Here is a 22,499-nt window from a genome sequence, read left to right on the forward strand (position 1 = left end):
TATTATTCAAAACGCACAGGAAGCGTCTTCCCGTTCGACTCCCAGACGCCCTGATAAACTCCGTCTTTTAACTCCAGCGTTATCTTCTCTTGCGCTTGTTCAGCAGCAGATGTCTTCAGTTCATAATGTTGATTGTCGGCTGTGTCGCATTTGCCGGTTAATTCAATCGGCGCGCCAAATTTCTGGTAAAAGTAAGCCCCTTCAAAGAAATCACCGTATTTGCAGTCCACCTTCAACACAATACGCATGCTTTTTCCCAGCGTGCCGTACATGACTTTGCCGTCAATGCCGGGCGCTGGCGAAACCGGTGTTGTACTCTTTGCGCCAGTCAAATACTGGCCGTACGGCGTGAGCCGATTTTGCAGTTCCGCGGTTGGGATTTTCGTGGTGAAATCACCCAACTCGTCGAGTGCGCGGCTGGCGTGGTTGCTACAGCGTCCGTTCAGGAAGACCAGATGGTCTTTTTGCAGGGAGAATTTGTCGATGTAATACAACCCGTCGGTGTAGGTTGCGCATGATGCGTAGAATTCGGCATAGTCAAAGTCTTCGCCTTTCTCTTCTTTTATTTGTTCTGGTGTTTGCGATTTATGCGCATCAACAAAGGTGTCGATTTGGCCACGGATATCTTTTCTGATGCGAGTATTTAATTCGGCCATCGTAGAACGGGAAAAGAGGTCGTTGAGGGTAATTGCCGCGCCGTTGGCTAAATCGAAGCTGAGCGGTACATTGTACGATTCGCAATACGCTCCGCAGCCTTCGACAAACATGTTCAGAGTTAGAACTTTGGCGTCGCGATACTCAACCGTGTAGTCAAGGTTTGCGGTGGGGTTTCTCTCTGATTTCGCAAACTGGTTCACAGTTGTTTGTGGATTATTACCCGGTAGCTGATTGATAAAGCTTGCGAAAATATAATCGTTAATACGTTTCGCAACCTTAGGGTTATCCGTTGAGGAAAACAATGGCACGCGATATTGCATTTCAGTGCTTCCGGGATAGCGATACTCAATACTCTTTATGTCGAGTTGCGTCGCTGTGGCATAACCGGAAAGGAGCAATAAAGCCACTCCACTCAGATATCCTTTCACTATGATTCCTTATAAGGGAGTGGCCTGAAGATTTACTCGTAGTAGTTATAAATTCCCGCAGCCATCACCAGTTGTGATGCCACCTCGTGGGCTTTTTCGCGACTGACCAGAAGATCAATGATTTTCAAACCGAAATCGATGGAGGTTCCCGGTCCCTGGCTGGTTAACAGGTTAACGCGCGGATCCCACACGACACGCTTGTCCTGCCATTGATCAGCGGGGATTTGGTCTTTCAGCGCCGGGTAGCCGGTCATGTTACCGATGGGAAAAATGTCGTGTGGGACGAGGACGGTCGCGGCAGCGGCGCAGATTGCCGCGACAATGCGTCCGGAGCGATGAAACTGTTTTACGGTTTCGACCAGCAGAGGGCTGTCGCGAAAACACTCGGCGCCTTTAATACCGCCCGGCAGTACGATAATGTCGAAATCGCCGTCAGCAACTTCGACTAATGGCGCATCCGCCAGCAGTTTCACACCGCGCGAGCACACAATAGTCAGGTTGCCATCGCTGGCGACGCTTGCAGTCGTGACCTTAATTCCGCCGCGAACCAGCAGATCGATAGTGGTGACCGCTTCGGTTTCTTCACTACCAGGGGCGAGACATACCAGTGCTTGAGCGCTCATACTCACTTTCCTTTCTTTTAACCATTTCAAACAGGCGGGCATTTTCCGGAACGGCGATGCCGTGTGCGCGTGCGCGTTTTAACAAATAACCGGTAATGTAGTCGATCTCGGTATGACGCATGGCGCGAATGTCCTGCAGCATAGATGAGATATTTTCCGCCGTACTGTCAATCACTTGCTCGACATAATAGCGTAAATCATCCGCTGATGTGTGGTGGCCTTCGCGTTCGATGACCGCTGCCACTTCCTCGCAGATGAGCGCTATTTTTTCAGGATGATGGCGTAACTCACCGTTTGGGCAATCCCATAATGCGGTCAGCGGGTTAATGACGCAGTTGACGGCCAGCTTGCGCCACAGCTCGGCGCGAATAGTGTTATGCCAAGCGACGTCCGGCAGCACCTCTTGCAGGGTTTCAGCCAGATAGCTGAAATCGCCGTCTTGCTCACGCGCCGGCCCAATACGCGTTGTTCCCTGAGCGACATGAATGATGACGTTCCCGTCACGGCGTGCCGCGTGAGTGGTGGTGCCCATCAGCAAGGGTTGTTTAATGTTATGTAACTCTTCAATCGTCCCCATGCCGTTGTGAATAAGCAGAATGGGCGTGGTTTCAGGCAGAATTGCAGACAGGCCTTTTACCGCATCAGAAACCTGCCAGGCCTTCAGGGTGACCAGCAGCAGGTCGCTTTTTGCCAAAAAGTCGGGGTCATTTGCCGTCAGGGATTCATTAAAAACTGAGCCATCCGTGTCGATCAGGTTTACACTGCAGTAGGGTTGCGGTACGCGCAGCCACCCTTGCACCTCATGTCCATGTTTGCACAGCGCTGTAAGCCATAGCTGCCCTAACGCTCCACATCCCAGTACGGTAATTTTCATTCTTCCTCCTCACCTGCAACAGCACCAGGTGTTAATCCATATCGACCGCACCCCATTATTGTTCGCAGATGTCACTACCACGTACAATGAAAGGATACAGCCTAGTATAGCGCTGTCTGTTGAGTAACTTTGCAGGTATTATGCTTCGCATCAAAAATGAAGGGAGAGGAAAAGATGCCATCTTTCGATATTGTTTCTGAAGTTGATCTTCAGGAAGCCCGTAACGCGGTAGATAACGCCAGCCGCGAAGTGGAGTCACGCTTTGATTTTCGTGGCGTTGAAGCCACTTTTGAGCTGAATGAGTCAAATAAGACGATTAAGGTGCTGAGCGAGTCTGATTTTCAGGTCAATCAGTTGCTGGATATTCTGCGTGCCAAGCTGCTCAAACGCGGTATTGAAGGCACGTCGCTGGACGTACCAGAGACCTTCGTGCACAGTGGTAAAACCTGGTTTGTTGAAGCTAAGCTTAAACAAGGCATTGAAAGCGCAGTGCAAAAGAAAATCGTTAAGCTGATCAAAGACAGCAAGCTGAAGGTACAGGCGCAGATTCAGGGCGAAGAAATTCGTGTGACCGGTAAGGCGCGTGACGATCTGCAATCCGTCATGGCGCTGGTTCGCGGTGGCGATCTCGGCCAGCCGTTCCAGTTTAAAAACTTCCGCGATTAAGTCGTAATGCCTGATCCGGCCTACAGGTCGCACACGCTATTTGTAGGCCGGATAAGACGTTAGTCGCCATCCGGCACTCTTCACGCCTGGCTTATCGCTTGCTCAACCTCGAATCGATTGGTCACTTTGCTGTCGATTTTCACGTAGGCCGAATGCTCTTTCGCCACAATTAACACTTCGCTTATTCCTTCTTTTGCCAACAGGCGCTGCTTCAACGTGTCATCCGCGGCAATTTCAGGTGGGATTTCCACGCGCAGGCTGCTGACATACGGTGGCTCTTTCATTGTGCTTGCCACAATCAACCAAACTGCTGCCAGCAACGCGCCAGCCAGGAATACCGCCTGACCATCAAACATTTCGACCACCCAACCGCCGAGCGAACCGCCAATCGCCACGCCAAGAAACTGGCTGGTGGAGTAAACGCCCATCGCCGTGCCTTTATAGCCAGCCGGAGACTCTTTGCTGATAAGCGATGGGAGGAGGGCTTCCATCAGGTTAAAGGCGAGGAAGAATATTTGCACGCCCGCAATCAGACCCCAGAAACGCACGTTAGCGCTCCACAATACAATCTCTGCAATAAGGATCAGTAACACGCAGGCGAGGAATACGCGTTTCATCTTGCGCTTTACTTCGGCGTAAATGATGAACGGCACCACGGAAACAAAGGACAGCAGCATCGTCACCAGATAAATTTTCCAGTGTTCTGCGGCGGGGAAACCGGCTTTCGCCAGTTGTCCTGGTAACGCGACGAAAGTGGACATCAGCAAAATGTGCAGGCACATGATGCCAAAGTTAAGCTTCAGCAGTTTGGGCTCCGCCAGCACTTTGCTGAAGCTATCTTTTACCATGCCCGATTCACGGTTTAGTACGTGGCTGGTGCTATTGGGAACGACCCAAATGGTCAGCACGATACCCGTGGTAGCAAGGGCGGCGATCATCCAGAACAGCGCGTGTAACCCCAGCGCATGGGTAACGATTGGCCCCAGCACCATCGCAATGGCAAAGGTGATACCAAAGCTGACGCCGATAAACGCCATCGCTTTGGTGCGGTTTTGCTCGCGGGTTAAGTCGGAAAGCAGCGCCATCACGGCGGCGGCAATCGCCCCGGAACCTTGCAAAGCCCGGCCTAGAATAATTCCCCAGATTGAATCGGAAAGGGCGGCAATCACGCTGCCGAGAACGAATACCGCTAGCCCACCGACGATAAGCGGCTTACGGCCGATGCGGTCAGAGAGCAGACCAAAGGGGATCTGGAAGACGGCTTGCGCCAGGCCATAAATGCCGATGGCAAGGCCTATCAGCGCTTCGCTGGCGCCCTGTAGCGCCATGCCGTATGTGGTCAGAACTGGCAGAACCATAAACATGCCAAGCATGCGCAACGAGAATACGGTCCCTAAACCCCAGGTGGCGCGCAACTCACCGGGCGTCATTTTGTAATCGTTCATTCCCACCTCTGTATTAATTTCGCGCCTAGTGTAAAGCGGGGAAGGAATGGGGTAAACCTCTACGATATGTGGAATTGTGTAGCACGGAAACTTAAATAGTTACAATTGCAACTAATTTACTTGCGATAATTACAAGTGTAGTCTTTTTGTGGTTATTTCTAATGGAAAGAGGGAAAAGGAAAATGGTATTTCGCGATAAATATAACCAATTGCTTCCTATGGATGACTGTTTCCGATGGATATCATTCTAATGAGTATTCAAGACGATGTGTTAACACTTTTCAGGGAAGAAATACCTGGGTATTTGGATGAAAACTGGAAAGAGGTTCCTTTAGAACTCGATTCAGATTTGTTTGATGCCCCCGGTGATGATCTCTACTGGGCTCTGGATCGATATGAGAAAGAGTTCAAAGTCGATTTATCATGTGTGAACTGGAAACCTTACTATCCATGGCACAATCTACCGCTATTCACGAGATGGTTCAAAGCTAACCGGGAAGAAGTGGAAGCAACGCGCATACCGTTAACCGTAAGGATGTTTGCTGAGTCGGCTGAAGCGGGGAAATGGCTGTTTGAGGTCTGGGATGATAAACAAAAAGACGAGACCTAATGCTCTCCAAACTGCATAATAATAAAAAAGGGTGCCGAAGCACCCTTTTTGTATCAGCAGATTTTACCAGACGTAAGTCAGCAGGTTCTGCGAGTTTGGCACCATAAAGTCGACGGACATCATCACGGAAAGCGCGGTAATGGCGATGATGGAGAAGCCGAACAGCTTGCGCGCCCAGACTTTGTCATCTTCCACTTTATAACCGCGCAGCGCCATGCCCAACCACCAGACGCTCACCGCCGCAGCAACAATCAGGTATTTATAACCTGCATAGCCGCCCAGGGTTAGCATCAGCGTGGCGATAGCAAATGCGATGATATACAGCGTGATATGGTTTTTCGCGACTGAAATACCTTTTACCACTGGCAGTACCGGGATGTTGGCAGCCTGATAATCCTTAAAGCGGAAAATCGCAATCGCGTAAGAGTGCGGCATCTGCCACAGGCTGAAAATAGCCAGCAGAATCAGCGCACCGCTATCGAACTCACCGGTTACGGCGCAGTAGCCAATCACCGGCGGCGCAGCGCCGGAGAGTGAGCCAATCAGCGTGCCATAAACGGAATGGCGCTTCATGTACAGGCTATAGACGCCCACATAGACCACGAAGCCCATTACCCCCAGCCAGCAGGCCAGAGGGTTCGCGCCAAACCACAGCAGCATAAAACCAGCAATACCCAGCAGGGTGGCGTACACCAGTGAGACCGCAGGGGAAATCAGACCTTTAACCAGCACGCGGTTTTTGGTCCTCTCCATCTTCCTGTCGATATCCCTGTCGATGTAGTTGTTAAATACACAACCCGACGCCACAACCAGTGACACCCCAACCAACGTGTAGATAAACAGGGGATAATCAATGCTGCCTTTCGAGGCCAGCAGGAACCCCCCAATCACCGAGATCAGGTTGCCAAAGATGATGCCTGGTTTCGTTACTTGCAGGTATTGCTTAAACATCATAATCGCCGCTCTTAGTGCATCATCATGTTGTAGTTAAGGTTCCACATAATCCAGATGGAGCCCACAACCAGGATGGCGATGATTAGCACAGTAAAGACAAAGGCCGTCATGTTCCAGCCTTCATCAGATTTGCTATTCATGTGCAGGAAGCACACCAGGTGCACCAGAATCTGTACCACTGCCATTGCCAGAATAGTTCCCAGAATGACGGCCGGAGAGGCAGAACCTGTCATCACCATCCAGAACGGAATGACCGTCAGGATGATAGACAGGATAAAACCTGTCATGTAGGTTTTTACGCTGCCATGGGATGCGCCGCCGCTCTCGTTAGCATGACTCATTACATCGCCCCCATCAGATAAACAACAGTGAACACACAAATCCATACCACATCCAGGAAGTGCCAGAACAGGCTCAGGCACATGATGCGGGTACGGTTAGTACTGGTCAGGCCGCGACGAGCCACCTGCACCATCAGCACCGCCATCCAGATAAGACCGGAGGTGACGTGCAGACCGTGCGTGCCGACCAGCGCGAAGAACGCAGACAGGAAACCGCTGCGATCCGGGCCCATGCCGTTAACAATCAGGTGATGGAATTCATAGAGTTCCATCCCGATGAATCCGGCACCGAACAAGAAGGTCAACGCCAGCCAGGAGATAACCTGGCTCTTGTTGTTCTTGTACATGGCAATCGCTGCCATGCCGTAAGTAATGGAGCTGAATAACAACAGGAATGTTTCAACCAGAACGAACGGCAGTTCAAAAATGTCCTTACCTGTCGGGCCACCTGCGGTGCCGTTCACCAGAACGGCATAGGTTGCAAACAGAATAGAGAACAGAATGCAGTCGCTCATCAGGTAGATCCAGAATCCGAAGATCTTGGTCTGGCCTGCATCGTGGTGCCCGTGTTCGTGCGCGTGGGCAGTCGCGTGCGTTAAAGTATCAGTTGCCATTTTTCAGCCCTGCCTTAGTAATCTCATCGAAATGCTGGTTTTCCAGTTTTTCGACTTCCGGGACCGGCACGTAGTAATCCACGTCTTCATCAAAGCTTTTCACAATCCAGCTGATGATCATGCCTGCGAAGCTTGCAATCGCCAGCCACCAGATATGCCAGATCATGGCGAAACCAAACAGTGTTGCGAAGGCGGTAATGACGATACCGGCACCGCTGTTCTTAGGCATATGAATTTCTTCATAGTGCGCAGGCTGCTTGTACGCTTCACCTTTTTCTTTCATTTCCCAGAAGGCATCACGCTCGTGAACGTGCGGCACAACGGCAAAGTTATAGAACGGAGGCGGGGAAGAGGTTGCCCACTCCAGCGTACGACCACCCCATGGGTCACCGGTCAGGTCACGGTTCTGCTCGCGGTCGCGAATAGAAACGTAGATCTGAATCAGCTGGCACAGGATACCCAGTGCAATCAGCGCGGCGCCGCAGGCGGCAACGACCAGCATCGGATGGAACTGTGGGTCAATCTGCTGGCTGAGGCGACGGGTCATACCCATGAAGCCCAGCACGTACAGCGGCATAAATGCCACGAAGAAGCCGATGATCCAGAACCAGAATGCGCGTTTACCCCAGGTTTCGTTCAGCGTGAAGCCAAACGCTTTTGGCCACCAGTAGGTCATACCTGCGAAGCAGCCAAATACGACGCCGCCGATGATAACGTTATGGAAGTGCGCAATCAGGAACAGACTGTTGTGCAGTACGAAGTCTGCACCCGGAACCGCCAACAGTACGCCGGTCATGCCGCCGACTGAGAAGGTCACGATAAAGCCAATCGTCCACAGCATCGCTGAGTGGAATACGATACGGCCCTGATACATGGTGAACAGCCAGTTGAAGATCTTCACCCCGGTCGGGATGGCGATAATCATGGTGGTAATACCGAAGAAGGCGTTTACGTTAGCGCCTGCACCCATGGTGAAGAAGTGGTGCAGCCAAACAACGAACGACAGAACGGTGATACACACGGTTGCCCACACCAGCGAGGTGTAACCAAACAGACGTTTACGTGAGAAGGTTGCCGCGATTTCGGAGAACACCCCGAAGACCGGCAGAACCAGAATGTACACTTCCGGATGGCCCCAGGCCCAAATCAGGTTGATGTACATCATCATGTTGCCGCCCATATCGTTGGTAAAGAAATGGGTACCCAGATAGCGATCCAGGGTCAGCAACGCGACGGTAACCGTCAGGATTGGGAAAGAAGCGATAATCAGGATGTTCGCGCACAGAGACGCCCAGCTGAATACCGGCATCTTGAACATGGTCATTCCTGGCGCACGCATCTTAATGATGGTCACAAAGAAGTTGATACCGGTCAGGGTTGTACCAATACCGGACAACTGGACTGCCCATATCCAATAATCGACCCCGACGCTTGGACTGTACTCTATTCCCGAAAGTGGTGGATATGCCAGCCAACCGGTCTGCGCGAATTCACCCACGCCCAGAGACAGGTTAACCAGGATTACGCCGACAACGGTGAACCAGAAGCTCAGGTTGTTCAGGAACGGGAATGCAACGTCACGTGCACCGATCTGCAGTGGAACCACCAGGTTCATCAGACCGATAACAAATGGCATTGCCACGAAGAAGATCATAATCACGCCGTGGGCCGTGAAGATCTGGTCGTAGTGGTGAGGTGGCAAGAAGCCCGCTTCACCCGCAGAAGCCAGCGCTTGCTGACTACGCATCATGATGGCGTCGGCAAAGCCACGAATCAACATGACGATTGCGACGATGACATACATGATGCCAAGGCGTTTGTGGTCAACCGAAGTCAGCCACTCTTTCCACAGGTAGGTCCACTTACCGAAGTAAGTGATTAGGCCCAGTAAGGCCGCACCACCGATGATAATGGCAGCGATCGTAACCATGACAATAGGTTCATGGAACGGCACTGCATCCAGCGTCAATTTTCCGAACATCGTATTCTTCCTCAACCCCTTGAGTTGGCGGATTCCGCGTGGCTCATGTCCATGCCTTCCATGCCTTCGTGTGCGTTGTGCTCACCTTCGGGTTGGGTCATGTCCATGCTCTTACCGTGAGCCATAAATTTGTTAATAACGTCTTTAAACAAATCAGGTTTCACGTTGGAGAAGTATTCCACCTGGTTGTATTCGCTTGGCACAGCCACTTTCTCGAACGCAGCCATGTCGCTCATGGTGTTCGTGGACTGTTTAGCTTTAGCAACCCATTGGTCGAATTCGGCGCGGTCCTTTGTTGCGATAGCCTTGAACTTCATACCGGAGAAGCCTGGTCCGCTGTAGCTTGCGGAGATACCATCATAAGTACCGACTTCGTTGGCGATCAGATGCAGTCGAGTCTGCATACCGGCCATGGCATAAATCTGGCTACCCAGACGCGGGATAAAGAAGGAATTCATCACGGAGTTGGATGTCACTTTGAACTCAACCGGAGTATTCGCCGGGAAGGCGATTTCATTCACGGTAGCGATACCCTGTTCCGGATAGATGAAGAACCATTTCCAATCCATGGAAACCACTTCGATGGTAATGGGCTTCTCGTCATGCGCCAGCGGTTTGCTTGGCTCAAGAGCGTGAGTGGTTTTCCAGGTCAGAACGGCAAGGAAAATGATGATTAAGATCGGCACCGTCCAGACCACAGCTTCCACTTTATTGGAGTGTGACCAGTTCGGGCTGTACTTCGCATCTTTATTGCTTGCACGATACTTCCAGGCAAAACCAACAGCCATCAAGATGGCAGGAATAACGACAATCAACATCAGGCCAAATGCCGTCAGTATCAGTGAACGTTGTTCCAGTCCAATCTGTCCTTTAGGGTCAAGCAGCGCAGAATTACAGCCACTGAGTAACGCAGTGCCTGCAATTAATGACAACCATCCCAAACTTTTATTGTATTTCCTGAGTCTCATTTAACGACCTCAATTCCACGGGACCGGGTGGCGTTTAAAGTGTGAGGGCATTTTACGGGAAGGTTACATTACTGTAAACATCCTTGGATCTGTGTTACTGGGTTCTGCCGCGCATGTCACATATGTTGCAATATATGTCGCTTTGACTTTAAGAACCTGTTGCAACATCACGTTATAACGAAAGCAGGCAGGCGGGGGACAGGCTGAGGGCAATTGGTATAACCAATACGAAAATAAAACAATTGTTTAACAATTGATTATCAATAAAAAGACAATTCGGGAACAAAAAATAAATCTGTAGTGGCTGAATCGAGTAAGGAAAATAAAATATATAAAAGGCGTCAATAATTTCCAAATTCTTTGGCGCACAAAATAACAAATATTATTTTTATCAATTGTTGTTTATTTAGCCGTTATAATTACGCAGGGTGATTACAACGGCTTATTAATACGGTTTTTTACGCCAGACGGTTTTTGCGCAGAGCCAGATAATCCAGCAATCCGCCAAAAATCACCCCGCAGACCGCGACCGCCACCGAGACTTCAAGCAGTTCCGGCAGGAAGGAGAAGTTGGTGTAATCCAGCGCGTTCATGGTTAACAGCAGCAGCCAAACCAGCAGCAGGCAGCAGCCCACTACCAACGTCATTAATGCCAGACTGTACGCTCCACGAAATTCCGTACGCGGAATAAAGCTTTCATTTTGCCAGCTATGTTCCAGGGTCTGGCGACATACCAGCAGCAGTATGAGGCCGGGGATCGCGGCAAACACGGAGAACAGATAAAACGTCGGCCAGCCGTGTGCTTCGACAAACCAACCTGCTACCGGGCCAACGTAAACGCGACCGACCGCTGAAAGCGCGGAGAGCAGGGCGAACTGGGTTGCGGAGAACGATTTATTACACAGCGTCATTAATAAGGCGACAAACGCCGCAGTACCCATCCCACCGCACAGGTTTTCAAAGAAGACGGCAGTCGCCATACTGAACATGTGCTTGTCGGTTATAGAAAGCAGCCAGTATCCGGCGTTCGATACGCCCTGCAGAATGCCGAAAATGAGTAACGCGCGAAACAGCGAAAGACGCTGCATCAGGATCCCACCGTATAGCGCACCGACTATTGTCGCCAGCAGCCCCAGCGTTTTATTGACGACGCCGACTTCACCGGCATCAAATCCGACACCGCGGATCAAAAAGGTGGTGGTCAGGCTCATGGCGAAGGCATCACCGAGCTTATACAGCACAATGAGCAGCAGGATAAGCCAGGCGTTGTTACGACCAAAGAAGTCGCGCAGCGGAGCCGCAACCGCCTGTTCCAGCGTTTTAGGCACCGGAATGGTGTCAGTCGGTTCAGGTGCTAACAGGGTGGCGATGATACAAGGGATCAACAGCGCTGCCATCAGCCAGTACATCCCTTGCCAGCCCAGCCAGCGATCGGCCATCCACAGGGCCAGTCCGCCTGAAACCAGCATCCCTAATCGATAGCCCAGCACGCTGATAGCCGCGCCGGTGCCGCGCTCTTCTGCGGGCAACACGTCGGTTTTCCAGGCATCAAAGACGATATCCTGCGAGGCCGAGCAAAAAGCGATCACTACTGCGAGTGCGGCCATCCAGCGTAACTGTGTGCCAGGCTCCAGAAAGCCCATCGCGGCGATAGAAATTAACAACAGCACCTGGGTCGCCAGCAGCCAACCGCGACGTCGACCTAAAAATGGCGGCGTGTAGCGATCCATAAGCGGGGACCAGAGGAACTTAAATACGTAGGCCTGACCTACCAGGGAAAAGAAACCGATGGTTTTAAGATCGATATTCTCGACCGTCATCCACGCCTGAAGCGTACCGGAGGTGAGTGCGAGCGGTAAACCGGAAGCGAACCCCAGCATGAGCAGGATAGCCGAACGTGGTTGCTGAAAAATACGTAAGTAATGACTGGACATGGGCTTCTATAGGCCCGACGAACGCCGGGCCATATGGGCAGAAATTAACGCGCGTTCTGCTTGATGAAATCGTGAACGCTGGTGTCCTGAGACATATCAGCGATGGTGTCGGTCAGCACGCTGTTAACGGCGTCAGCGATATTTTTGTTAGAGGCCTGCAGTGCGCCTTCAACAGAATAGCTTGCGCGGTAGTTTTTGGTCATCTTGTTGCCGTTAGCAGCGGTCGCAATGATGGCGATGTCTGCTTTGGTGGCGATGTTATAGCGCACGCTACCCTGAGACACGTCAGCGTACAGCTGGCTAACAATGATTTGCAGGTTTACAGCACCGTTTGGTCCAATCATATAACCGCGTGCGGTCATCTGTTTTTCCAGCACTTCTTGTAGCAGGAAGCGCAGATCGCGTGACGCAGTCAGCGTAACCAGTTGGTTGTCGCGGGTGACTTTTGCCAGCGCTTGATCCTGACGCTGGTCGGCACCGTTGATGCTAACGGTCACGCCCATCAGGCTTGGGTCCTGCTGCGGCAGAGTAATTTTCGGGGAGACTTCAATAGTGGTCGGCGGCGTTGCGCATCCAGCTAACATGAACAGCGCGACAAACGGGACGAGGATTTTTTTAAACATGCCAGGGCTCTCAGCGAATCTAAATTGTATGGTTGGAGAAATTTCCCGCCATCATAACATCGCCAACGATGAGGGGAAGTGGGTAACGCATGTAAATTCATTGTGTTGTCCGTTTTATGACTTTGTGGAGACCATAAACGGACTTTTTGCAATAAATCGAAGTGAGGATTCAGTGAACTTCATCCGTTTGGCTGAGAAAATCAGACAAGCGCTAATTTTTTGTTGCTAAGGTGTAATGAAAACGGTAAAAGCGGCTAGTATTTAAAGGGATGGGTGACATCTCAGCGTTGTCGGAGGAAAATTTCATGATGATTCGTGAGCAAATAGAAGAAAAATTAAGGGCAGCGTTCGAACCCGTGTTCCTCGAAGTTGTGGATGAAAGCTATCGTCACAATGTCCCGGCTGGTTCTGAAAGCCACTTTAAGGTTGTGCTGGTTAGCGATCGCTTTACAGGTGAACGTTTTCTTAATCGTCATCGGATGATTTACAGCACGTTAACGGCAGAGCTTTCCACAACCGTTCATGCCCTTGCCCTGCATACCTACACCATTAAGGAGTGGGAAGCGTTGCAGGATACGATTTTTGCATCGCCTCCGTGTCGTGGGGCGGGAAGCATCGCGTAAAAACGGATTTGCAACAACCGACGCTTTTCCAGTATGTTGCTACAGATTATGTGAAAACGGCCTGCGGGCCGTTTTGTTTTGTCTGAATTCTGAGTAGGTCGTCCAGTATTCAGACAAAAATTAGCCGGGAATTGTGAAAAAAGCCGCAGCAACGCGCAATAACCGTTCTCGACTCATAAAAGTGATGCCGCTATAATGCGCGTCTTATTTTTCGGAATGTCTTCGGGATGATTCTGACGACAGGGAATGTGATTGATTATGAGAACATCCCAGTTCCGCGAAGCCAACAACCTGTGCTTGCGGAGAAGAGTTGACCGAGCACTGTGATTTTTTGAGGTAACAAGATGCAAGTTTCAGTTGAAACCACTCAAGGCCTTGGCCGCCGTGTAACGATTACTATCGCTGCTGACAGCATCGAGACCGCTGTGAAAAGCGAGCTGGTCAACGTAGCGAAGAAAGTGCGTATTGACGGTTTCCGCAAAGGAAAAGTACCGATGAATGTTGTTGCTCAGCGTTATGGCGCGTCTGTTCGCCAGGACGTTCTGGGTGACCTGATGAGCCGCAACTTCGTTGACGCGATCATCAAAGAAAAAATCAATCCGGCTGGCGCACCGAACTACGTTCCGGGTGAATACAAGCTGGGTGAAGATTTTACTTACGCGGTAGAGTTCGAAGTTTACCCGGAAGTTGAGCTGACTGGCCTGGAAGCAATCGAAGTTGAAAAACCGGTTGTTGAAGTTACTGACGCTGACGTTGACGTGATGCTGGACACCCTGCGTAAGCAGCAGGCAACCTGGAAAGACAAAGACGGCGCTGCTGACGCAGAAGACCGTGTAACCATCGACTTCACCGGCTCTGTAGACGGCGAAGAGTTCGAAGGCGGCAAAGCGTCTGACTTCGTACTGGCGATGGGCCAGGGTCGTATGATCCCAGGCTTTGAAGAAGGCGTTAAAGGCCATAAAGCTGGCGAAGAGTTCACTATCGACGTGACTTTCCCGGAAGAGTACCACGCTGAAAACCTGAAAGGTAAAGCCGCTAAGTTCGTTATCAACCTGAAGAAAGTTGAAGAACGCGAACTGCCGGAACTGACTGAAGAATTCATCAAACGTTTCGGCGTTGAAGATGGTTCCGTAGCAGGTCTGCGCGCTGAAGTACGCAAAAACATGGAACGCGAGCTGAAAGGCGCAGTGCGTAACCGCGTTAAGTCTCAGGCGATCGAAGGTCTGGTAAAAGCTAACGACATCGACGTTCCGGCTGCGCTGATCGACAGCGAAATCGACGTTCTGCGTCGTCAGGCTGCACAGCGTTTCGGCGGCAACGAGAAACAAGCTCTGGAACTGCCGCGTGAACTGTTCGAAGAACAGGCTAAGCGTCGCGTAGTTGTTGGTCTGCTGCTGGGCGAAGTGATTCGCACCAATGAACTGAAAGCTGACGAAGATCGCGTTAAAGGCCTGATCGAAGAGATGGCTTCTGCTTACGAAGATCCGAAAGAAGTGGTTGAGTTCTACAGCAAAAATAAAGAGCTGATGGACAACATGCGTAACGTCGCTCTGGAAGAGCAGGCTGTTGAAGCCGTTCTGGCGAAAGCGAAAGTGACTGAAAAAGCCACTTCCTTCAACGAACTGATGAACCAGCAGGCGTAATTCGTCGCTTTTTTAGCACGAATTTCATACGCAAGCCCGTCACCTTTTGGTGGCGGGTTTTTTTTTGTCACGCATTTTGCATGGGAAGAGTGCGAAAACAGCGTTTCAGTGTTAGCGTTACAACAAAAGATTGTTATGCTTGAATTATGGCGATGTCGTACCCATTACTGAGGGACTAGCTGATAATCCGTCCATAAGGTTACAATCAGCACAGCAGGTTTTTTCAAATTTTATCCAGGAGACGGAAATGTCATACAGCGGCGAACGAGATAACTTTGCACCCCATATGGCGCTGGTGCCGATGGTCATTGAACAGACCTCACGTGGTGAGCGCTCATTTGATATCTATTCTCGTCTACTTAAGGAACGCGTCATTTTTCTGACCGGCCAGGTCGAAGACCATATGGCTAACCTGATCGTGGCGCAGATGCTGTTCCTGGAAGCAGAAAACCCGGAAAAAGATATCTACCTGTATATTAACTCCCCTGGTGGGGTGATCACTGCCGGGATGTCTATCTATGACACCATGCAGTTTATTAAGCCAGACGTCAGCACCATTTGTATGGGCCAGGCGGCCTCAATGGGCGCGTTCCTGCTGACCGCCGGGGCGAAAGGTAAACGTTTTTGCCTGCCTAACTCTCGCGTCATGATCCACCAGCCTCTGGGCGGTTACCAGGGTCAGGCAACGGATATTGAAATTCATGCCCGTGAAATCCTGAAGGTAAAAGGGCGCATGAACGAACTTATGGCGCATCATACGGGTCAATCTCTTGAGCAGATTGAACGTGATACCGAGCGCGATCGCTTCCTCTCCGCTTCTGAAGCGGTGGAGTACGGTCTGGTCGACTCGATTTTGACCCATCGTAATTAATGCCCAGCGCGCAGGTGTGCCGCTATAATTACCTGGAGCGGCACAACGCTGACTAGCGTCTTGCGCCTGAGAATGGCATTTGCGTCGTCGTGTGCGGCACAAAGAACAAAGAAGAGGTTTTGACCCATGACAGATAAACGCAAAGATGGCTCGGGCAAATTGTTGTACTGCTCTTTTTGCGGCAAAAGCCAGCATGAAGTGCGTAAGCTGATTGCCGGACCATCCGTGTATATCTGCGACGAATGTGTTGATTTATGTAACGACATCATTCGCGAAGAGATTAAGGAAGTAGCACCGCACCGTGAACGCAGTGCGCTGCCGACGCCACATGAAATTCGCAACCACCTGGACGATTATGTTATTGGCCAGGAACAGGCGAAGAAAGTGCTGGCGGTCGCGGTATACAACCATTACAAACGTCTGCGCAACGGCGACACCAGCAATGGCGTCGAGTTGGGCAAAAGTAACATCCTGCTGATTGGCCCGACGGGTTCCGGTAAAACGCTGCTGGCTGAAACGCTGGCGCGCCTGCTGGACGTTCCGTTCACTATGGCCGACGCCACCACGCTGACCGAAGCCGGTTATGTGGGTGAAGATGTTGAAAATATTATTCAGAAACTGTTGCAGAAGTGCGATTACGACGTGCAGAAAGCACAGCGTGGGATCGTCTATATCGATGAAATCGACAAGATTTCGCGTAAATCAGACAATCCGTCCATTACCCGTGACGTTTCTGGCGAAGGCGTACAGCAGGCGCTGTTGAAACTGATCGAAGGTACGGTTGCCGCCGTTCCGCCGCAGGGTGGACGCAAACATCCGCAGCAGGAATTCCTGCAGGTTGATACCTCCAAGATTCTGTTTATCTGCGGTGGTGCATTTGCCGGTCTGGATAAGGTGATTGCTAACCGTGTTGAAACCGGCTCCGGCATTGGTTTTGGCGCAACGGTAAAAGCACAGTCTGATAAAGCCAGCGAAGGTGAACTGCTGTCGCAGGTAGAACCGGAAGATCTGATTAAATTTGGTCTGATCCCTGAGTTCATCGGTCGTCTGCCGGTTGTGGCAACCCTGAGCGAACTGAGCGAAGAAGCGCTTATTCAGATCCTGAAAGAGCCGAAAAATGCCCTGACCAAGCAGTACCAGGCGTTGTTCAATCTTGAAGGTGTTGATCTGGAATTCCGCGAGGAAGCGCTGGATGCTATCGCCAGGAAAGCGATGATTCGTAAAACCGGTGCGCGTGGTCTGCGTTCTATCGTCGAAGCGGCGTTACTCGACACCATGTACGATCTTCCTTCTATGGAAGACGTTGAAAAAGTGGTGATCGACGAGTCGGTGATTGGCGGCCAGAGCAAGCCGTTGCTGATTTACGGTAAGCCGGAAGCACAGCAGGCATCTGGCGAATAATTCATCAATTCATACAGACGTTTAACCAAAAAGGGGGGATTTTATCTCCCCTTTTATTTTTCCGTAAACATGGCGTTGAATGTGTGGGAATCATCCCCATATACTGACATACATGTTAAAGGTGGTGTGAAGCACAGTCGTACCACCTGATTACCTGGCGGAAACTAAACTAAGAGAGAGCTCTATGAATCCTGAGCGTTCTGAACGCATTGAAATCCCCGTATTGCCGTTGCGCGATGTGGTGGTTTATCCGCACATGGTCATACCCTTATTTGTAGGGCGGGAAAAATCTATCCGTTGTCTGGAAGCGGCTATGGACCATGATAAAAAAATCATGCTGGTCGCACAGAAAGAAGCGTCAACGGATGAGCCGGGTGTAAACGATCTTTTCACCGTCGGGACCGTGGCCTCTATTTTGCAGATGCTGAAACTGCCTGACGGCACCGTAAAAGTGCTGGTCGAGGGGTTACAGCGCGCGCGTATTTCTGCGTTGTCAGACAACGGCGAGCATTTCTCTGCGAAAGCGGAGTACCTTGATTCGCCTGCTATTGATGAGCGTGAACAGGAAGTGCTGGTACGTACAGCTATCAGCCAGTTCGAAGGCTATATCAAGCTAAACAAAAAAATCCCACCAGAAGTGCTGACGTCGCTTAACAGCATTGACGATCCTGCACGTCTGGCGGACACCATCGCAGCGCACATGCCGCTGAAGCTGGCTGACAAACAGTCCGTGCTGGAGATGTCCGACGTGAATGAACGTCTGGAATATCTGATGGCGATGATGGAGTCAGAAATCGATCTGCTGCAGGTTGAGAAACGCATTCGCAACCGCGTGAAAAAGCAGATGGAGAAGTCCCAGCGTGAGTACTATCTGAACGAGCAGATGAAAGCTATTCAGAAAGAGCTCGGCGAGATGGACGATGCGCCGGACGAAAACGAAGCACTGAAGCGTAAGATCGACGCGGCGAAAATGCCGAAAGAGGCAAAAGAGAAAGCGGAAGCGGAACTGCAGAAGCTGAAAATGATGTCTCCGATGTCGGCAGAAGCGACGGTCGTGCGTGGCTACATCGACTGGATGGTTCAGGTACCGTGGAATGCGCGTAGCAAGGTCAAAAAAGACCTGCGTCAGGCGCAGGAAATCCTCGATACCGACCATTACGGTCTGGAACGCGTCAAAGACCGTATCCTTGAGTATCTCGCGGTCCAAAGCCGTGTGAACAAAATCAAGGGGCCGATCCTGTGTCTGGTTGGGCCGCCGGGGGTAGGTAAAACCTCTCTGGGTCAGTCCATTGCGAAGGCGACAGGGCGTAAATACATCCGTATGGCGCTTGGCGGCGTGCGTGATGAGGCTGAAATTCGTGGTCACCGCCGGACCTATATCGGTTCGATGCCGGGCAAACTGATCCAGAAAATGGCCAAAGTGGGCGTTAAAAACCCGCTGTTCCTGCTTGATGAGATCGACAAAATGTCTTCTGACATGCGTGGCGATCCGGCTTCCGCACTGCTTGAGGTGCTGGATCCAGAGCAGAACGTGGCGTTCAGCGATCACTACCTGGAAGTGGACTACGATCTCAGCGACGTGATGTTTGTTGCGACGTCGAACTCCATGAACATTCCGGCGCCGTTGCTGGATCGTATGGAAGTGATTCGTCTGTCTGGTTATACCGAAGACGAGAAGCTGAACATTGCGAAACGTCACCTGTTGCCAAAACAGATTGAGCGTAACGCGCTGAAAAAAGGTGAGCTGACGGTCGACGATAGCGCCATTGTAGGCATTATTCGTTACTACACCCGTGAAGCGGGCGTGCGTAGTCTGGAGCGCGAAATCTCCAAACTGTGCCGCAAAGCAGTTAAGCAATTGTTGCTCGATAAATCACTGAAACACATCGAGATCAATGGCGATAACCTGCACGACTACCTGGGCGTACAGCGCTTTGACTATGGCCGTGCGGATAACGAAAACCGCGTGGGTCAGGTGACTGGTCTGGCGTGGACGGAAGTGGGCGGCGATCTGCTGACCATTGAAACCGCCTGTGTTCCAGGTAAAGGCAAGCTGACTTACACCGGATCGCTCGGCGAAGTGATGCAGGAATCCATTCAGGCAGCGCTGACCGTGGTGCGTGCGCGTGCGGAAAAACTGGGTATTAATCCGGACTTTTACGAAAAACGCGACATCCACGTTCACGTACCTGAAGGCGCGACGCCAAAAGATGGTCCAAGTGCGGGTATTGCCATGTGCACCGCGCTGGTCTCATGTCTGACCGGTAACCCGGTTCGTGCCGATGTGGCGATGACTGGCGAGATCACCCTGCGTGGTCAGGTTCTGCCTATTGGTGGTTTGAAAGAGAAACTGCTGGCGGCGCACCGCGGCGGCATTAAAACGGTCTTAATTCCAGACGAAAACAAACGTGACCTGGAAGAGATTCCGGACAACGTCATTGCCGATCTTAATATTCACCCGGTGAAACGTATTGAGGAAGTTCTGACTCTTGCGTTGCAAAATGAACCCTCTGGAATGCAGGTTGTGACGGCAAAATAGTGACCTCGCGCAAAGAGCATTAATAAAAACAGGGCTGGCAGGCCATTTCGGGCTTGCCAGCCTTTTTTTGTATAGCTAATTTAGATAACGGATTGGGCTTGCCATCATTATCGGGTGTTGTAAGGGCATGGCAGGCCTGATATAACTGCTGCGCGGTCGCACTTTGAAGGATTCTGGTGCGATATATATTATAAAGAGGAAGAGAAGAGTGAATAAATCTCAACTGATCGACAAAATTGCTGCAGGGGCTGATATCTCTAAAGCTGCGGCTGGACGTGCGTTAGATGCAATTATTGCTTCTGTTACCGAATCCCTGAAAGAAGGTGATGACGTAGCACTGGTAGGTTTTGGTACTTTTGCCGTTAAAGAGCGTGCTGCCCGTACTGGTCGCAACCCGCAAACAGGTAAAGAGATCACCATCGCCGCGGCTAAAGTACCGGGATTCCGTGCAGGTAAAGCACTGAAAGACGCGGTAAACTAAGTGATTTCCCCTTTGGGGATGTGACTAAGTACAAGGGCGCATCAACCGATGTGCCTTTTTTATTTCTGATTCCGGTACTTTCTATGCGTTGTGGGCTGACAATTGCCCCTGTTTCTTGTCACAATAGGCCTTTGTGCGCAGCGTTCAGGAAACGCTATGCTGCGTGAAGCATATATACTCAAAATCCTTGCCGCCGTTGTTGTGTCAACGCGCAGACGGCCTGAAGGATAACGCGTATAGTCATCTACAGCGGAGTGTGGTTACACCATGATGGACAGCTTACGCACGGCTGCTAACAGTCTCGTGCTCAAGATTATTTTCGGTATCATTATCGTGTCGTTCATTTTGACCGGCGTGAGTGGTTACCTGATTGGCGGGGGCAATAACTACGCCGCTAAAGTGAATGGCCAGGAGATCAGCCGCGGGCAGTTCGAGAATGCGTTCAACAGCGAACGTAACCGCATGCAGCAACAGCTGGGCGATCAATATTCTGAGCTGGCGGCGAACGAAGGTTATATGAAAACGCTGCGTCAGCAGGTGCTGAATCGTCTTGTGGACGAAGCGCTGCTGGATCAGTACTCCCGTGAGCTTAAGCTCAACATTAGCGACGATCAGATTAAGCAGGCTATTTTCGCCACACCGGCCTTCCAGGTTGACGGCAAATTTGATAACAACCGCTACAACGCGATTGTGAATCAGATGGGCATGACCGCAGACCAGTACGCTCAGGCATTGCGTAACCAGCTCACCACGCAACAGTTGATCAACGGCGTTGCCGGGACCGACTTCATGCTGAAGGGGGAAACGGACGAACTGGCTGCACTGGTTGCACAGCAACGTATCGTGCGTGAAGCGACGATTGACGTTAACGCACTGGCCGCGAAGCAGTCGGTTACCGACGAAGAAGTGGCCAGCTACTACGAGCAGAATAAAAACAACTTTATGACGCCGGAACAGTTCCGTGTGAGCTATATCAAGCTGGACGCTGCAGCAATGCAGGAAACCGCCAGCGATGCTGATATTCAGTCTTATTATGACCAGCATCAGGATCAGTTCACTCAGCCGCAGCGTAACCGCTATAGCATCATCCAGACCAAAACGGAAGATGAAGCAAAAGCGGTGCTTGATGCGCTGAACAAAGGCGGTGATTTTGCGACTCTGGCGAAAGAAGAATCTGCCGATATCATCTCTGCCCGTAACGGCGGTGATATGGGTTGGCTGGAAGACTCTACCACCCCAGATGAGCTGAAAAATGCCGGTCTGAAAGAAAAAGGCCAACTGTCTGGCGTAATTAAGTCTTCCGTTGGTTTCCTCGTGGCGCGTCTTGATGACGTACAGCCTGCGCAGGTTAAACCGCTGAGCGAAGCCCGTGAGGACATTGCGGCGAAAGTGAAGCAGGAAAAAGCGCTGGATGCCTACTATGCGCTGCAACAGAAAGTGAGCGATGCCGCCAGCAACGATAACGAATCTCTGGCGGGTGCAGAGCAGGCAGCAGGTATGAAAGCGGTTGAAACGGGCTGGTTTAGCCGCGACAGCCTGCCGGAAGAACTGAATTTCAAACCAGTCGCTGACATCATTTTCAATGGTGGTCTGGTTGGCGAGAACGGAACACCCGGCAGTAACTCCGATATCATCACCGTGGATGGCGATCGCGCGTTCGTGCTGCGTATTAGCGAACACAAAGCAGAAGCCGTGAAGCCACTGGCTGAAGTGAAAGAGCAGGTAACTGCGCTCGTTAAGCACAATAAAGCAGAGCAGCAGGCGAAGCTTGATGCCGATAAACTGCTGGCGGATCTGAAAGCCGGTAAAGGCGATGAAGCGCTGAAAGCGGCGGGTCTGAGCTTTGGCGAGGCGAAAACGCTGAGCCGTACGGGTCAGGATCCGTTGAGTCAGGCTGCCTTTGGTCTGAGCCTGCCGGCGAAAGACAAGCCGAGCTACGGTGTTGCGAACGATATGCAGGGTAACGTTGTACTGTTGGCGCTGGACGAGGTGAAAGCCGGTTCTATGCCTGAAGCGCAGAAGAAAGCGATGGTTCAGGGGATCACTCAGAACAACGCGCAGATTGTCTTCGAAGCGCTGATGAGTAACCTGCGTAAAGCGGCAAAAATTAAAGTCGGTGATGCGCTGGAACAGCAGCAATAACCGAGTCCGCTCGCAAAAAATTGCAAAAGTTTGTATCTACAAAAGGCCGCTTTCGCGGCCTTTTCCATTTTTGATATTTGC

General features: G+C 51.2%; 20 protein-coding genes. 9 read left to right on the forward strand and 11 right to left on the reverse strand.

All coding sequences use genetic code 11. The annotated features are described in order from the left end of the window. Positions 1–2: 2 nt before the first annotated feature. From AL515_RS07130 to panE, 3 genes are read right to left on the reverse strand one after another with little or no spacing between them, the layout of a single operon-like run. Positions 3–1,085: a hypothetical protein gene (locus tag AL515_RS07130; RefSeq protein WP_061067422.1), complete on the reverse strand. Its 1,083-nt coding sequence runs from the start codon at positions 1,083–1,085 to the stop codon at positions 3–5. Positions 1,086–1,117: 32 nt separating this feature from the next. Then, on the reverse strand, positions 1,118–1,708 hold the full coding sequence (gene yajL / locus AL515_RS07135) for a protein deglycase YajL (RefSeq protein ID WP_061067423.1): 591 nt from the start codon (positions 1,706–1,708) through the stop codon (positions 1,118–1,120). Continuing rightward, complete coding sequence (gene panE, locus AL515_RS07140) at positions 1,671–2,582, reverse strand: 2-dehydropantoate 2-reductase (RefSeq protein WP_003021593.1); 912 nt, start codon at positions 2,580–2,582, stop codon at positions 1,671–1,673. Before panE ends, yajL begins: the two co-directional genes overlap by 38 nt. 174 nt (positions 2,583–2,756) lie before the next feature. On the opposite strand from panE, the gene AL515_RS07145 reads away from it, so the two are divergent. Beyond that, positions 2,757–3,248 carry a YajQ family cyclic di-GMP-binding protein gene (locus AL515_RS07145; RefSeq protein ID WP_003831002.1) on the forward strand — a complete coding sequence of 164 codons (492 nt, stop codon included), beginning with the start codon at positions 2,757–2,759 and terminating at the stop codon, positions 3,246–3,248. 80 nt (positions 3,249–3,328) lie between these two features. Here the strand turns inward: AL515_RS07145 and AL515_RS07150 are convergent, their stop codons facing one another. Next, on the reverse strand, positions 3,329–4,693 hold the full coding sequence (locus AL515_RS07150) for an MFS transporter (RefSeq protein WP_061067424.1): 1,365 nt from the start codon (positions 4,691–4,693) through the stop codon (positions 3,329–3,331). A gap of 235 nt (positions 4,694–4,928) precedes the next feature. On the opposite strand from AL515_RS07150, the gene AL515_RS07155 reads away from it, so the two are divergent. Beyond that, entirely contained in the window at positions 4,929–5,303 is a 375-nt protein-coding gene (locus AL515_RS07155) for a DUF1493 family protein (RefSeq protein WP_061067425.1), read from the forward strand. A 63-nt stretch (positions 5,304–5,366) separates the two neighbouring features. Here the strand turns inward: AL515_RS07155 and cyoE are convergent, their stop codons facing one another. From cyoE to AL515_RS07190, 7 genes are all read right to left on the reverse strand, one after another. After that, entirely contained in the window at positions 5,367–6,257 is an 891-nt protein-coding gene (gene cyoE / locus AL515_RS07160; RefSeq protein WP_003835956.1) for a heme o synthase, read from the reverse strand. 11 nt (positions 6,258–6,268) lie between these two features. Further along, positions 6,269–6,598, reverse strand: coding sequence for a cytochrome o ubiquinol oxidase subunit IV (locus tag AL515_RS07165; RefSeq protein WP_003021607.1), 330 nt, complete (start codon positions 6,596–6,598; stop codon positions 6,269–6,271). Next, entirely contained in the window at positions 6,598–7,212 is a 615-nt protein-coding gene (locus tag AL515_RS07170; RefSeq protein WP_003021608.1) for a cytochrome o ubiquinol oxidase subunit III, read from the reverse strand. Before AL515_RS07170 ends, AL515_RS07165 begins: the two co-directional genes overlap by 1 nt. After that, a complete protein-coding gene (cyoB, locus tag AL515_RS07175) occupies positions 7,202–9,193 on the reverse strand; it encodes a cytochrome o ubiquinol oxidase subunit I (RefSeq protein ID WP_003021610.1) in 1,992 nt (663 codons plus the stop codon). Before cyoB ends, AL515_RS07170 begins: the two co-directional genes overlap by 11 nt. 11 nt (positions 9,194–9,204) lie before the next feature. Beyond that, positions 9,205–10,161 carry a cytochrome o ubiquinol oxidase subunit II gene (gene cyoA, locus AL515_RS07180; protein ID WP_061067426.1) on the reverse strand — a complete coding sequence of 319 codons (957 nt, stop codon included), beginning with the start codon at positions 10,159–10,161 and terminating at the stop codon, positions 9,205–9,207. Positions 10,162–10,619: 458 nt separating this feature from the next. Then, positions 10,620–12,095, reverse strand: coding sequence for a muropeptide MFS transporter AmpG (gene ampG, locus AL515_RS07185; RefSeq protein ID WP_061067427.1), 1,476 nt, complete (start codon positions 12,093–12,095; stop codon positions 10,620–10,622). A 44-nt stretch (positions 12,096–12,139) separates the two neighbouring features. Further along, positions 12,140–12,718, reverse strand: coding sequence for a lipoprotein (locus AL515_RS07190; protein ID WP_016152050.1), 579 nt, complete (start codon positions 12,716–12,718; stop codon positions 12,140–12,142). Between the two features lie 305 nt (positions 12,719–13,023). Here AL515_RS07190 and bolA point away from each other — a divergent pair, with 305 nt between their 5' ends. From bolA to ppiD, 7 genes are all read left to right on the forward strand, one after another. After that, positions 13,024–13,341: a transcriptional regulator BolA gene (gene bolA / locus AL515_RS07195; RefSeq protein WP_003021619.1), complete on the forward strand. Its 318-nt coding sequence runs from the start codon at positions 13,024–13,026 to the stop codon at positions 13,339–13,341. Between the two features lie 344 nt (positions 13,342–13,685). Beyond that, complete coding sequence (gene tig, locus AL515_RS07200; protein ID WP_003021622.1) at positions 13,686–14,984, forward strand: trigger factor; 1,299 nt, start codon at positions 13,686–13,688, stop codon at positions 14,982–14,984. 247 nt (positions 14,985–15,231) lie between these two features. Continuing rightward, a complete protein-coding gene (gene clpP / locus AL515_RS07205; protein WP_003021624.1) occupies positions 15,232–15,855 on the forward strand; it encodes an ATP-dependent Clp endopeptidase proteolytic subunit ClpP in 624 nt (207 codons plus the stop codon). 126 nt (positions 15,856–15,981) lie between these two features. After that, positions 15,982–17,256 carry an ATP-dependent protease ATP-binding subunit ClpX gene (clpX, locus tag AL515_RS07210; protein ID WP_040232704.1) on the forward strand — a complete coding sequence of 425 codons (1,275 nt, stop codon included), beginning with the start codon at positions 15,982–15,984 and terminating at the stop codon, positions 17,254–17,256. A 184-nt stretch (positions 17,257–17,440) separates the two neighbouring features. Next, positions 17,441–19,795, forward strand: coding sequence for an endopeptidase La (lon, locus tag AL515_RS07215; protein ID WP_003831014.1), 2,355 nt, complete (start codon positions 17,441–17,443; stop codon positions 19,793–19,795). A 208-nt stretch (positions 19,796–20,003) separates the two neighbouring features. Beyond that, positions 20,004–20,276: a nucleoid-associated protein HU-beta gene (hupB, locus tag AL515_RS07220; RefSeq protein WP_003021629.1), complete on the forward strand. Its 273-nt coding sequence runs from the start codon at positions 20,004–20,006 to the stop codon at positions 20,274–20,276. A gap of 267 nt (positions 20,277–20,543) precedes the next feature. After that, a complete protein-coding gene (gene ppiD, locus AL515_RS07225) occupies positions 20,544–22,418 on the forward strand; it encodes a peptidylprolyl isomerase (protein ID WP_061067428.1) in 1,875 nt (624 codons plus the stop codon). The last annotated feature ends 81 nt before the right edge of the window (positions 22,419–22,499 follow it).

Source organism: Citrobacter sp. FDAARGOS_156, assembly GCF_001559235.2.
Taxonomy (GTDB): Bacteria; Pseudomonadota; Gammaproteobacteria; order Enterobacterales; family Enterobacteriaceae; genus Citrobacter; species Citrobacter youngae.